This is a genomic window from Zobellia uliginosa (genome assembly GCF_900156625.1).
In the GTDB taxonomy this organism is placed as follows: domain Bacteria; phylum Bacteroidota; class Bacteroidia; order Flavobacteriales; family Flavobacteriaceae; genus Zobellia; species Zobellia uliginosa.
This window is the reverse complement of record NZ_FTOB01000007.1, coordinates 51,254-65,348: the sequence shown is the minus strand read 5'-3', so window position 1 is coordinate 65,348 and position 14,095 is coordinate 51,254. Positions and strand designations below refer to the sequence as shown.

Genomic DNA, 14,095 nt, shown 5'->3' with positions numbered 1-14,095 from the left:
TTTCCCGAAGTTTCTTATCTTGTATACATAACTAAGATCCCATGCAAAAGCCCCTTATTTCAAAATACCTAATCCCTCTTATTTTTATAGGCCTTACCCTTGGAAGTTGTGAAGGGAACAACAAGAAAACCGACGATACCGAGGCGGAAGAAGAATCGCCAGCAGGCTATACATTGGTATGGGCCGATGAATTCGATGGTAAGGGCGAACCAAATCCTGATAATTGGGCCTATGAAATAGGTTTTATCAGAAACAACGAAGCACAGTACTATACCGATGATCCAAAAAACATTCGTGTTGAAGACGGCTTTCTTATTATTGAGGCCCACAAGGAAAAAGTGGAAAACGAGGCATTCGTTTCCGAAGAAGCAGACAACTGGATGAAAAAGGAGGCGTATGGAAAATATACCTCGGCCAGCGTAACCACCAAAGACCTGAACGAATGGAAATATGGCAAAGTCAGCGTTAGGGCCAAATTACCCAAGGGCATCGGAACGTGGCCGGCCATTTGGATGCTGGGCCAAAACTGGAAAAAAGTCGGTTGGCCGCAATGCGGTGAAATAGACATCATGGAGCACGTTGGCTATCAAAGCGATTCGATTTTCGGTACGGTGCACACCGAAGCTTTCAACCACATCAAAAAAACCGAAGTAGGCAAATCTGTTTTTATAGAAAACCCTTACGACGATTTCCACGAGTATTCCATTGAATGGACTCCCGAAAAAATTGTATTCCTGTTAGACGGCACTGCGTACCATCAGTTTGAAAACCTCCACAAAACCGATGCCGAATGGCCTTTTGACCAGCCTTTCCACTTAAAATTGAACCTGGCCATCGGTGGTAGTTGGGGAGGACTAAAGGGCATTGATGACAGTATCTTTCCTCAGAAAATGATAATAGACTACGCACGCGTTTACCAGCTACAGTAATCATTTAGATGCCGTTTTAGCGCACATAAAAACCGAAATGGCCTTGGGATCAGGGTCCGCGGTTTTTCTTTTGCCTTAACTCGAATTGGTATTTTTTCGGGGTCGATCTTTTGTACTGAGATACGGTTCTCCGATGACGGAGGAACCATAAGATGTTATATTGTCGTCATAATCATGATCTACTCTTCGCTTTTGAGTATACCGCGCACAAAAAAAAGGAGGCTAAACCCATTTCATCTGAATAGCCTCCTTGACATTCCCAATAGAGATTCACTAAAAAAGTGGATACAATTACCTTTCATGTGAATTGATTACAATGATGTTTCATAAGCAAAAGCAAGCCATAATATCAAGCCGCATAAAAGTCGGAGTCGACCATTGCTTTGGCTTTATACTTATTTTTCAACTATACTAATGGCATACCCACCACCCGATGCCGACCTTAACTTTAAAAGTGAACGATAGGTTACGGTCTTGGTCGAAATTGTATACGCCTGTGGATTGGTTTTATAATGTGCATCGGACGCATCGGCGTAAATAGTGGCCGTATATTTTTTCCCTTTTTCAAGGAAGTCCAATTTGATCTTTGATGTCCTAGTTTCATTTCCATTGACATTTCCGACGAACCAATTCGATCCGCCTTTTTCTTTACGGGCCACGGTAATGTATCTACCCGGTTCGGCCTCTAGATATTTGCTATCGTCCCAATCGACGGGTACATCTTTTATAAATTGAAAGGCATCTGGAAAGCGTTTGTAGTTCTCGGGCAGGTCTGCGGCCATTTGCAATGGGCTATACATTGTAACATATAATGCCAGTTGATTGGCTATAGTAGCATTGACGTGCGAGGTATTTTCCGGATTCAACTTAGAGATATCCATTTCAAAAATTCCCGGTGTATAGTCCATCGGTCCTCCTAGCAACCGGGTAAAGGGCAAAACGGTAACATGGTTAGGCTTATTCCCTCCAAAAGCTTGATACTCGGTACCCCTTGCCGATTCATTGCCTATCAAATTCGGATACGTTCTACTAATTCCCGTCGGCCGTACCGCTTCGTGGGCATTTACCATAACCTTATATTCAGCGGCTTTTTCAAGGGCATATTGATAGTGGCTTACAAGCCACTGCCCATAATGGTATTCTCCCCGAGGGATAATATCGCCCACATACCCACTTTTAACCGCCTCGTAACCGTGATCATTCATAAACTGATAGGCCTTGTCCAAGTGCCGTTCATAATTGCGAACAGCCCCTGAAGTCTCATGGTGCATGATCATTTTCACCCCTTTTGATCTTGCATATTGGTGAATTTCCTCTACATCGAAATCAGGGTATGGAGTTACAAAATCGAATACATAGTCTTTTGAATTTCCGAACCAATCTTCCCAACCTTGGTTCCATCCTTCTACCAGAACCCCGTCGAATCCATTTTCAGCGGCAAAATCGATATATTCCTTCACATGTTCGGTATTTGCGGCATGGGTACCGTTAGGGTTTGCCTTGTTGTAATCGGTCTTTCCTAATTTTACGGAAGGAAAGTCATTGGTATACGACCAGCTGCTTTTTCCGGTAATCATCTCCCACCAAACCCCAACATACTTCACAGGTTTTATCCAAGAGGTATCTGAAATCTTACAAGGTTCGTTTAGGTTCAAGCTCATTTTAGAGGATAGAATATCGCGTGCATCGTCACTTACGATAATCGTACGCCAAGGAGTTTCAAAAGGTGCTTGTATATATCCTTTGTCTCCCCTGGCATCGGGTGTCAGCCAAGATTGGAATACCATATCCGTATCATCAAGGTTCAGGTGCATACATGGATAATCGATCAAGGCCGCCTCATGTAGGTTGATGTATATCCCTGTATCGGTTTTCATCATTAAGGATGTTTGTACACCGGTGGGGGAAAATTGGGTCTGGGAAACGTTGGGTGTAATGGCCGCTTCCATTTTACCGCGTATCTCCGACAACTTTGATTCGGTATAATCGTATTCTTGCGTATCATAGTCCCCTGGAATCCAAAAGGCCGTATGGTCACCGGTCATGGCGAACTGGGTACGCTCTTCCTTAATGACCACATAAGTTAGACCGGGCTGTTCAGGAAACTCATATCTAAACCCTAGTCCGTCATCAAATAGGCGAAAACGAAGGCGAAGAACCCTTTCGGTTCCCTCTTGTTTCAAATGAACCTCCAGCTCATTATAACGATTCCTTATTTCATTCACCTCTCCCCAAACCGGAACCCAAGTATCATCAAAAGCAGTGGTCTGCGTATCGGTAATCGAGAAGCCGTTCAACAATGATTTCCCATCGTTCTTAAGCTCTAGCCCAAGTTTGCTCGGTTTGATTACTTCTTGGTCTTTGTAAGACAGGTTATAGACCGGTATTCCATTGTCTATCAAGGTGAATTCCATTGTAAAATCACCGTTGGGCGATTTCAATTGTTGCGCTATTGCCCGTGGAAAAAGTAAAATGGAAACCGTAATTGCAAAAAATATTTTCTTCATTTCATAAATCATTTTGACCCTGCTAAGCCGGCTATTTCATTATCGAACGCCCTCGACCTATCAAAGTAGATAATACTTAATTTTTAATTTACTCTGGCAATAGACCAAATACTGTAGCCGTTAGCAGGTGCCTCAATAAGGGCCTCTCCATTTTCATCACTCGTAATTGAGCCATGGACACTTTTGGTGTAATCCATTAAATAGCTATTGTTCCATGCCGACTTTATCGTTCGTTTTTTAGTGTTCCCCGAAGTATTGATATATAAGATCAACCCTGGATTATCATCGGTACCCCCTCGTTTCATAATGTACTCATCGTTATCAACATAAAGTACTTCGGCTTCACCTATGGCCAAGCTATTATGGATTTGTATGAGCTGTTTCAACGGTGCTTTAAATGCTTCGTTTTCATAATCGGAATAGAAAATGGTCGGATAGCCCGGATGGGTCAATATATAGGCATAGGCCTTTAATTTGTTCTCATCGGCAATTCGATTGTCTTCGTTTTCATCTTTTTCGGTATCGTGATTGGCGGCAAAAGTAACGGATTTATCAGGATGGGTCTTCCACAACATTTTACCTTCCAAAACCGTAAGGTCATCAAAACGGTCCATAGCTTCCTCTAGTTTGTAGAAGGTAGCAAAATCAAAGACCCCACTACCCGTCTGATCGACATATTGAGAAAGCACATCGGCATTTCCATCCCAGAGTTCACTTACCGAAAATCCCCCTACTTCATCTAACCATGCCTTGACCACCCAAGGTTCATATCCTAAAACATAATCGAAGCGCCATCCATCAAACCCCATTACGTTCTTATAATATTTGGCTACAGAATTCTCCGATTTCCACAGCCAATTTTGAACATATTCTTGGTTATGATCCAGGTTCTGCTCGGCGTAGAACAAACTTCCATTGTCATAATTACTCGTACTGTTCGGGTAAAAATTTTCGAAATTCCTATTGAACATTCCAGAGGCATTACCGTGTAATTCATCGAATAAGGTATAGGTATTTTTGTCCCTATACGGGTTGTATTCCTCTCCCCCTCCCGAATTGTGGTTAATAACGATATCGGCAATAACTTCCAAGCCCTTCCCATGGGCTTTCCCAATCAATGTTTCCAGCTCCTGTCGACTACCGAAACGGGTTTCCACTGTTCCGTGTTGGTCAAACTCGCCAAAATCAAAATAATCGGATGGGTCATATCCCATAGAGTAACCTCCCGACGCCCCTTTGGTCGCCACAGGCAACCACAACCTGTCCACTCCACTTTCTGCCCAGTCGTCTATCTTGCCAGAGAGGTTTGTCCACCATTCCCCCCTTGGCTCAACATCCCAATAAAAGGTTTGCATCATAACCCCGCTTCCATTATCGTAATCAGATAGGTCAATTGGACTTATAATTTCCTTTTGGGTATTGTCGTCGGTATCGGTAACTGCCGATTGATCATCATCACTCGAACAAGAGGCCATTATGGCCAGTCCGAAACAAAAAAACCAGTACATCTTTTTCATACTATATACTTTATGGGTAAAAAAAGGAGTCCAAAAAACCAGGCAAACCCTTGGTTTCGGACTCCTCTTCAGCTAACCCTATTCTTGAGGTATTAAAATATATCTTCCATCAAGATCGTTAAACCAAACGTTATAGGTCCCCGCCTTGACAGGAATATTAGGGTCGTTATTGTTCATGCCCTGACCACTTAACTCAGTGCTGGCACCCCAACTATTGTCCCACAAATGGTCTGCCCTGAACTTCATTTCGCCGTCTACAAGCTCAACTCCTTCTGCATGCCACAGGTGGGGGTCAAAAGTGGATTGGACAAGATCGGTATCGGTATCCCATCCTCCTGCACTCGCATCACCTATAATTCCGATATTGGTATAGGTAGCTGCCGCGGAAGCATCATATTTTTCTAGGGTATAAGTAAGCTCTTCGGTATTGATGATGAAGCTGTAATAACCGTCTTCGTCAACCTTGAACGCAGACGGGTCACTTCCTAGGATATCGCTGCTACTTACATTGGCCCCATCTAATCCCCATTGAGGCTGCCATGCCCCCAAAACTTCCAATAGTTTGAATCCTTCCGTAGAGGCGCTACCGGCAAACCTTCCTGTAAAAAAGAAATTATTGTCATTATCAGAATCCCTAAAAAGTGGAGTGTTGTTCGCATTATTGTCCCATCCGGCCTCGGTAACGTCTCCGACCATAAACAAATGCGGTTTTATTTCTACCGTACTTCCTCCCTCCTCTTCTTGAACAAGGACGACCGGGAATAACAGGATATCGGATAATTGCTCCACTACATTTGCAGCATCATCGCCGACATAGGCACGTACCCTAAAATATAATGTACCGGTATTAGGGGCCTCCGTATCAGGGTCCTTATCCAAGCCCGCGTCTTCTGCCAAACTTAACATATTGGCAACGGTAACACCGTAGTTATTCTCGGTGAGGTCGCTTGCCAAAACCGTAATAGCCTCAAAAGATTCATCGGAAGAAGCCTGGACCTCGTAGTAAACGGGAGTGGGCACATCAAAATCGGCCTTATTCCAAATAAAGCGTTCGGCAAGGTTATCGGCATTAGCCGTGCTAAGTTGATAAGACTCGAGAAGGGTGTTTTCAAAGGATATTTCCTCAGTATTGGATTGGGCCACAAAAGTAAAATCATCATCATTAGAGCAAGCATAAAAGCCCAATGAAATTACGAGTGAGGTAATTACGAATGCTATTTTTTTCATTTTTTATCGTTTTTAATACCCAGTATTTTGGGTAAGGTTGCTATTGATTGAAATAATATTGACAGGAAGTGGGAACAAGTCCCTATAGGAATCGACCGCGGTTCCATTTTTGACCCCACCTTTAAATGGCCATACATAACCATTTGAAGTAAAGAGACCGTAACGAACAAGATCCGTGCGTCTTTGTCCCTCCCAAAACAATTCCCTGGCCCTTTCGTCCAAAACAAAATTCAGGGTAAGGTCAGCAGCGCTAATATTACCCGCAGTGGAACCGTAGGCACGTTGTCTCAACTCATTGATGTAAGATGCGGCCGTATCGATATCGCCACCGGAGCCACCTCTTAAAACGGCTTCCGCATATACCAAATATATATCGGCCAAACGGATAATAGGAAGGTCGGAATCTACAAATTCACCTCCGGCATCGCTACCCGCATTACCTTGGGCGTCTACATTTTTAAACTTGGTTACGGCGTAACCATCGGTAAACGTATTGGCAATCGTATTGATGTCGTAATTTTGTCCGTCGGCATGGAACATCGCCCTCATATCGGCCCATTGTACCGGATGCCCGTCAGAATCGAAATCAGTGGCAGAGGCATCGAATTTCTCCACTAAGGCACTGGTAGTCCTTAATCCGCTCCATCCTCCGTTCACTCCAAAATCTGAAGGTTCCATGGTACCTCCCACGGCAGCATGGACCAAAAAGGTCGTTCCTCCATAGGTCCTCGATTGGTTTCCGTCGAAATTAAGTGCGAAAATAAATTCATTTTGAGCCCCATTGGTATCATTATCCGCCAAAAAAAGCTCGTCATAGGCCGTACCGTTTCCATTGGCATCGTTCGTGTTTATGGAATAAGAAGAACCCAAGACCTTATTGGCATAGGTAACGGCATCGGTGTATTTATCTTGATCCGTCCACACTTTGGCATTCAAGTACAGTTTGGACAGTAGTGCCCAAGCGGCCACTTGATCTACACGTCCGTACTCGTTAGACTGGCTATCTTTGAGCAGGTCTTGAATTTCCAATAATTCCCTTTCAACGAAATCAAAGGTTTCCGATCGGCGACTCTGTTCTGGAAGCTCGGTAGAAACGACCGTAACCAAGGGAACATTGCCATAAAGGTCCATTAAATTATAATAGGCAAAAACCCTTAAAAACCGTGCTTCCGCAATATAATAGGCCACCTCGGGATCATCAGCGAGCGATTGGGCATTTTCGATAAAGGAATTACAGAAAGACACCTCTTGGGCCAAACGGTAATACATTGCCGTAGTAAAATCGTTGTTCGCATCCCAGTTCATTTCATGAAGGTTGGGTAGGCCCGGGTCTCCCCAACCGACTACGGCATTATCGGTGGTCAGTTCGTTCAGGCTAAAAAGCATTCGTGAAAACTGTGACGTTCCCTCGTCTATTCCACTGATATCGGCTTGTCCCGATGGCCCTTCCTGACCTGTAAGGGCCAAACTTGCATAAAGTTTGGCCAAGGCACCTTTGGCCTCATCCGGACTTGCAAATACGTTTTGTTCCGTAAAACTATCGGGATCGATAGGGGTTTGGTCTAGGTCATCTTGGCAAGATCCTAAAAATATCCCCACAACGAACAAGGCTAATATTTTCTTATATGTTTTTTTCATGGTATACGTTTTAAAAGTCAAGATTTACTCCAAATACAAAAGATTGCGGTCTTGGGTAGAAATTATTGTCAATCCCCCCCTTAATTTCAGGATCCAGTCCATCGTAGTCGGTAAGGGTCAGTAAATTCTGTACAGAACCATATACCCTTAGCGAAGTATTTCCCGCGAATTCGGGCAGCGTATATCCTAGCGTTATATTGTCTACTTTAAAAAAGGAAGCATCTTGAATGTAATAGTCACTTGCTAGGTTACTCTCCGTAATGGATTTAAACCCGGTGTTAAAGTAATCGGAATGTAGATTGGTCAAGATATTGTTCTCCGTTGCCCTAACCTCATAACTTTTGCTCGAGGCCATATTGTTATAGGCATAATTGCCCAAGTTCGCCCGGGTCACTATGGCCAAATCCCAATTCTTGTAATTAAGGTTGGTATTTAAGCCCATGATAATATCAGCATAGGGATCTTGGTACAAATACCGGTCTTCGTTGTTGATTTTGTTATCTCCGTTTCGATCGACATAGGCCCCTTCTATAGGACGTCCTTGTTGGTCGTACACCTGTTTATATACCCAATAGCTATAAGGGGCATACCCTTCTTTGTGCAACTGTATTTTGTTTCCGGTACCGCCATTGATATCACCGACCTCTACCTGATCGGGCAAATTGGTGATTTCATTATCGTTAAAGGAAATATTATAACCTATGCTCCAATGAAGGTCTTCGGTCGCGACGGGCACGAGATTCAGTTCCACCTCAACACCCTTGTTCACCATATCCCCAATATTTTTATCGATAGTGTTGGAAAAATTAGTGAACGGGTCTACGGTCACCTTACTGATAAGGTCTTCTGTATTTTTATAGTAGACGTTCAAAGCTCCTGAAATTCTACTATTCAATAGGCCAAAATCGACGCCTGCATTGAAAGTTTTTCCAACTTCCCATTTCAAGTCTCCGTTGAAAGCCTCAGGGCGATATGTTTGATAAAAACCGGTACCCAACTGATAATTGGCAGTCGATTGGCTCCCGTTGTAACGGGTCAAAAAGTTATAATCACTTAAACCGTTGACGTTTCCGATTTCACCATACCCTAATCGAAGTTTTAAATTATCGATTGTATTTGAATCTTTTAGAAAACTCTCATTGTTCATATTCCAAGCAAAAGCGAAGGAAGGAAAATAGCCCCAACGGTCATCTGGATTTAATTTTGAAGAAGCATCGGCCCTCAAGGTAGCGGTCAACAAATACTTGTCATCAAAATTATAGTTGACCCTTCCGAAGTAAGATAGCAGAACACTTTTCCACTTATCTATAAACTCAAAATCGTTACCATCTTCTTCGGCCTCGCTATCGTACTTAAAATTATCATTTTCAAAACTTTGATATGAATATCCTGCTACGGCGGTCAGGTTGCTTTTGCCAAATTCCTTCATATAGGTGGCATAGGCATCGAACAGTTTGTTGGTCGACTCGTTCGTATAGTTCGACAACGAACCATTCCAATCAAGTTGGGAAGAGGGCATAAGTTCCGATACGATGGTCCTTCCGTGACTATTCGATTTATCGAGCCCCACGTTTACGGTAGCGATCAAATCAGGAAAAAAGTGAAACCTATAATCCACTTTGGCATTTCCGATAAAACGCCTTACCTCGGCGGTATCTTCCTTTAAGTTTACCAAAGCGACCGGATTGGTAGGTGCAAGGTTGTCCTGCACCCCATCGGCATTGAGCCATGTATAATAATTCGCAAAAGGTGAATTCACATCGTAAACAGACTGTGTAGGATCAAAATCGACCGACGCACCGATGGCATCCCTATTGGCGAATGAATTTTCAGTATACATTCCCCTACCGTTAAGCTCGATCTTTAAATGGCCATCCAGCAGATTGGGCCTAAAGTTGACGGCTCCTGTAGTTCTTGAAAAGTTATCACCCTTAAGAATACCGTTCTGGTCCGTATAACCTAAAGAGGCCCTCACGGGAATAAAGCCGCCAATATTTCCGGTTGTGCTGAAATTATGGTTAAATCCTACTGCTTGTGTATAGATTTCATCTTGCCAATCGGTGTTACTGTTTCCTAAACGGTCAATAGCGGCCTGATCGCCGATTTGGTTCACCAAATTACGATACCGATCCGCATCCAAGACATCTACATAGTCGGTAGGGTCATAGTAAGTCGTCGATCCGGAGTAGTTGAACCGAAACTCTTTTCCTTTTCCCTTTTTGGTCGTGATCATTACCACCCCATTAGCTGCGCGTGCCCCGTAAATGGCGGTAGACGATGCATCTTTTAAGATGGTCATACTCTCAATATCGTTTGGGTTGATAAAGTTCAAAGGATTTCGAGATCCGCCTACGCCTTCATTATCCAAAGGAATACCGTCTACCACATAAAGAGGATCACTGGTCAGTGATAACGACCCTTGCCCCCTTATTACGATATTTTGACCCTCGCCAGGCGCACCCCCACCAGAAGTAATGGATACCCCTGCAACCTTACCTTGAATCAACTGTTGGGCGGAAAGCACCGGCCCCTGGTTGAAATCCTCGGAAGAAACCATATCAACCGCGCCTGTAGCGTCTTTTTTCTTTACCGTACCATAACCGATTACGACCACTTCTTCCAATTGTTGGGCATCTTCGCTCATGACTACGTTCAAGGAACTACCATTTACCGTCATTTCCACCGATTCGAACCCGAGGTAGGAAAACTGCAATATCGCCCCATTTTCTACCTCTATCTGATAGTTTCCGTCAAAATCGGTTGTAGTTCCGATGGTACTTCCTTTAACAATTACATTTGCTCCCATTATTGGGGTTCCCGAAGCCGCATCGGTTACCGTTCCGCTCACTTTTTGTTGGGCGAAAATTGCCGTGGGCACCAGAAATACTAGCAACCATATCTTCTGAAATATTTTCATAGATTTTGTTTGTTGTATTAATAATTGAGTTCGTTCTAATCTCACTTTAATGCATAAAGCAGATGTAAATTTATAGGAATGAAAACGTTGGAAAAATTGTGTGAAATCCGAAAACGTTTTCGAAAAAAAGCGAAAACGTTATAGTGTTTAAAAATTCTGAAATTTTAACACTTACAATAAAACGAGATGTATTTTTTTTCTTAAAAAAGAATTATAAACCCTTATAATGAGAATACCGCAAAAAAAAATCAACCAAGCTATAAAACGACTATAGGAAAAAGATGCCGTTTTTTTTAGGACGAATTGCGACCCTAGAGAGGCAAACATGTAAAAGGTACTTGAAAGCTTAGTTGATCATACTGGAGCCATACATCATGAAATAAGCCATCAATATTTGTAGAAGGTAAACTACGATATAGCCTGACAATTTAACCCAAATTAAGAAGGTGGGCCTCTTTTTATTAATACAAAAACTCAATAACGGAACGAAATCCGAGTTGCCATAAAAAGTGCAATACCCCGGTATTGAACCAATTAAAATTTATTGTCATTCTCATCTTAGGGCTTAAAGAAATGGCGGATGGGTCCTTCGCGTATTCCTATAAAAAAACACTAATATCGGCCACTTCATTAAATCCGATTTCATCACTTCTCCTCTACATCAATTGATTTTTCCAATCACCGAAGATCTTTTGTCTAACAGAGCTTTTTAGGTAATAAAAATTGAAATCTTTTATACACTTCCCTGTTCATCCTTCGTATTAAATACAAAGGGCCATCTGTAATCTTTTTTAATATTGGAAGTGGCCACATACTCGAGCATACAGCTAATTTCATTCTTTTCCCGTATTAAGAAGATTTACATCAATTGCTAAAAGTTAATCTCACCTGATCTTGTTTTGATATTCCAGTAATATTTTCTGTTACCGTAAAAATTACTGTAAGTGAGCCCGTAGTATTCATATCATCCTTAAAACTTCCTAGAATCCCTCCTGTGAACATTGGAATATCATTATTTTGCCTATAAGTATTTACACCCAAAGTTAATCTAGCCTTTGTAGTGGTCATGACCATAGTATAGGTCGAGCCTATTGGCATTGAGCTATTAGGGTTTATATTGAAATACAGTGTTATTTCTCCTCCTGAAGGGTACCCTTCTTCCGGTTGAACCTGAAAGGGATTTACCGAAAAAGAAAAGTCCGGTTCAGGGGGTTCCTCTAAAATTATTTCAACGGCGTCCGATCCTTTTGCCCCTAAATTGTCTGTCACGGTCAAAACGATATTGTACGTACCTGCATCATTAAAAGTATGGGACACGAAAGAATCATCACTCTTTTCAAGAATGTTATCTATAGAACCAAGATCGTCGAAATTCCATTCATAATTTACAATGTTTCCATCATCATTAGAACTCGCTACATAAAAATTCAATGTTTTTGGAAAATCTCCATCAGGTATAAGTACAGCCTCGTCTATTTTCACTGTTGGAATTTGATTTGGAATTACATTTATATCTATTGTTCCCGAACTCGTACCACCATTACCATCCAAAACGGTATAATCAAACCTATCATTACCTACTGTGGCATTATAAACAATGGTCTGGTTGCTCGAACCAATCGATGCCGTACCATTTACCGGCTCTTGAATACTTGTTATAATCAAAGAACTGCCATCTGAACTACTATCATTGTCTAACACTTCTAAAATATTGTTTGTGGTATTTTCGTATACGGTGTAAACATCATCTACTACTGTTGGCGGTTGGTCGAGGGCATTTACGGTAATTACCGAGGTATCGGTATACCCCCCATCAACGGTGGTGGCCGTAATGGTGGCCGTACCCACCGCGACCCCGGTCACCACTCCCATTCCGTCAACCGTAGCCACGCTTGTATTTGAGGATGTCCAGTTTACCCGTGTATCATCCGCATTGCCCGGCGATACGTCGGCGGTAAGGTTTGTAGTGTTACCTTCTGTTACCGTTGCCGTAGATGGCGTTACCGTCACTTCCGTTACTGGAACAACGGCCGTATTTACAGTAACCGTTACCGTATATTCCTTTTCTACACTGCCCGCTGTGACCGTGTAGCTGACCGGGTCGGTAAAATCCTGTTCGGCTTCCGATTCCGGACTTACCGAGTCTCCCGTAAACGTTATCAACGGTGCAAGGGCCGTGACGTCAGTACCTGCGGGAAGATCCACCGTAATAGTGGTACCCGATATATTGCCTTCCACCCCATTGATCGTAAAGGCGCTTATCTCCGGTTCCGAGGCAACTACGGCTACGTTCACCGTCCACTCCTGACCCTCCCCGTTGCCGGCCGTGACCGTATAGGTAACGGGATTCGAGAAATCAAGCTCCGCATCGGCCGTAGGGGAGACCGTCGCGCCCTCCGATACCGTAAGCACCTCGGGGGCCGTGGCCAATTCCGTCCCATCGGGGACATTTACATATACCGTATGGGCATCGGGGTCGATCGTCGACGTACCGACCTGCCCCGGTAATGAGAAGGCCACGATGTCGTTGCCCTCCGGTGACAGTTCTTCGACCACCTCTAGGTTCACCTCCGCGGTAAGTTCCTGGCCGTTACCGTCCCTCAGGTCGAAGGTAAGGGTCACCCTACCTAGGGCTTCCGCCATGAAATTGTATCGATAGGTACCGGGAACGATTTCCACATAGGCGTCCATTTCCAATCCCGTTCCGTCCTCAAGGGTAAGTTCCCCCGATCCCCCGACCATACCGTAACTGCGCTCGTACGCCACATTCCCCGTTCCCCCGTTGCCCAAGGTGACCGTAATCGTCGTAACCCCGCCGACCAAAAGCTCGGTGTCCGACGCCGTGGCCGTCCATGTGGCGGGAACCTCGCTAAGGGTATAGGTAAGTTCGAGTTCCTCCGTGAAGCCATAGGGGTCCTCCGCCAGGATACGCACCTTATGCTCCCCTACCGTGGTGCCGATATATTGAAGGTTGCCGGTCAGTCCGCCAAAAGGGTGTTTCTCCCCGGGTGCCAGGATTTTTCCCTCGCCGTCCTCGAAACCGCCCTCCCCCGATTCAACCGAATAGGTGAAGCTATAGGTATAACCTTCCACGACTTCTTCCGGGACAACGCTAAGGGCCGTAGCCAGCCCTTCGTTAACATGGCCCGTATCGGTATGGTTCCCTACAAAATCGAACTCGACCTCGGTCACTAGGCCCACCTGCTTCGTACAGGCGATGAGGATGGCCAACATTGTAAAAAAATAAATTGGATACCTATAGCTCTTGCTCATATGTTTGGGGAACATTTTAATATCAAACCAAAATAATGACTATCACACTTTTATTCAAATCTATTTGTTGAAACGGTATATAATTCA

General features: G+C 43.7%; 7 protein-coding genes. 1 reads left to right on the top strand and 6 read right to left on the bottom strand.

What is annotated here, in order from left to right:
- Positions 1 to 41 precede the first annotated feature (41 nt).
- Complete coding sequence (locus tag BW980_RS18910) at positions 42 to 929, top strand: glycoside hydrolase family 16 protein (RefSeq protein ID WP_083690536.1); 888 nt, start codon at positions 42 to 44, stop codon at positions 927 to 929.
- A 395-nt stretch (positions 930 to 1,324) separates the two neighbouring features.
- Here BW980_RS18910 and BW980_RS18905 read toward each other — a convergent pair whose 3' ends face one another.
- The 6 genes from BW980_RS18905 to BW980_RS22665 all read right to left on the bottom strand — a co-directional run bounded on the left by BW980_RS18905 (position 1,325) and on the right by BW980_RS22665 (position 14,008).
- Positions 1,325 to 3,436 (bottom strand): glycoside hydrolase family 97 protein, encoded by a 2,112-nt coding sequence (locus BW980_RS18905; protein WP_076456725.1) that lies wholly within the window; start codon positions 3,434 to 3,436, stop codon positions 1,325 to 1,327.
- A gap of 83 nt (positions 3,437 to 3,519) precedes the next feature.
- Positions 3,520 to 4,953 carry an alpha-amylase gene (locus BW980_RS18900; protein WP_076456724.1) on the bottom strand — a complete coding sequence of 478 codons (1,434 nt, stop codon included), beginning with the start codon at positions 4,951 to 4,953 and terminating at the stop codon, positions 3,520 to 3,522.
- Positions 4,954 to 5,031: 78 nt separating this feature from the next.
- The gene (locus tag BW980_RS18895) at positions 5,032 to 6,180 is read right to left on the bottom strand and encodes a SusE domain-containing protein (protein ID WP_076456723.1); all 1,149 of its coding nucleotides are present in this window, start codon (positions 6,178 to 6,180) and stop codon (positions 5,032 to 5,034) included.
- A 12-nt stretch (positions 6,181 to 6,192) separates the two neighbouring features.
- Positions 6,193 to 7,818 (bottom strand): RagB/SusD family nutrient uptake outer membrane protein, encoded by a 1,626-nt coding sequence (locus tag BW980_RS18890; RefSeq protein ID WP_076456722.1) that lies wholly within the window; start codon positions 7,816 to 7,818, stop codon positions 6,193 to 6,195.
- 10 nt (positions 7,819 to 7,828) lie between these two features.
- Entirely contained in the window at positions 7,829 to 10,735 is a 2,907-nt protein-coding gene (locus BW980_RS18885; protein WP_076456721.1) for a SusC/RagA family TonB-linked outer membrane protein, read from the bottom strand.
- Positions 10,736 to 11,599: 864 nt separating this feature from the next.
- Positions 11,600 to 14,008 carry an Ig-like domain-containing protein gene (locus BW980_RS22665; RefSeq protein WP_076456806.1) on the bottom strand — a complete coding sequence of 803 codons (2,409 nt, stop codon included), beginning with the start codon at positions 14,006 to 14,008 and terminating at the stop codon, positions 11,600 to 11,602.
- Positions 14,009 to 14,095: the final 87 nt, after the last annotated feature.

Bases quoted from the DNA above. Each gene is read 5' to 3' on its own strand.
- BW980_RS18910 (WP_083690536.1), top strand. From the start codon at position 42: ATGCAAAAGCCCCTTATTTCAAAATACCTAATCCCTCTTATTTTTATA.
- BW980_RS18905 (WP_076456725.1), bottom strand. From the start codon at position 3,436: ATGAAGAAAATATTTTTTGCAATTACGGTTTCCATTTTACTTTTTCCA.
- BW980_RS18900 (WP_076456724.1), bottom strand. From the start codon at position 4,953: ATGAAAAAGATGTACTGGTTTTTTTGTTTCGGACTGGCCATAATGGCC.
- BW980_RS18895 (WP_076456723.1), bottom strand. From the start codon at position 6,180: ATGAAAAAAATAGCATTCGTAATTACCTCACTCGTAATTTCATTGGGC.
- BW980_RS18890 (WP_076456722.1), bottom strand. From the start codon at position 7,818: ATGAAAAAAACATATAAGAAAATATTAGCCTTGTTCGTTGTGGGGATA.
- BW980_RS18885 (WP_076456721.1), bottom strand. From the start codon at position 10,735: ATGAAAATATTTCAGAAGATATGGTTGCTAGTATTTCTGGTGCCCACG.
- BW980_RS22665 (WP_076456806.1), bottom strand. From the start codon at position 14,008: ATGAGCAAGAGCTATAGGTATCCAATTTATTTTTTTACAATGTTGGCC.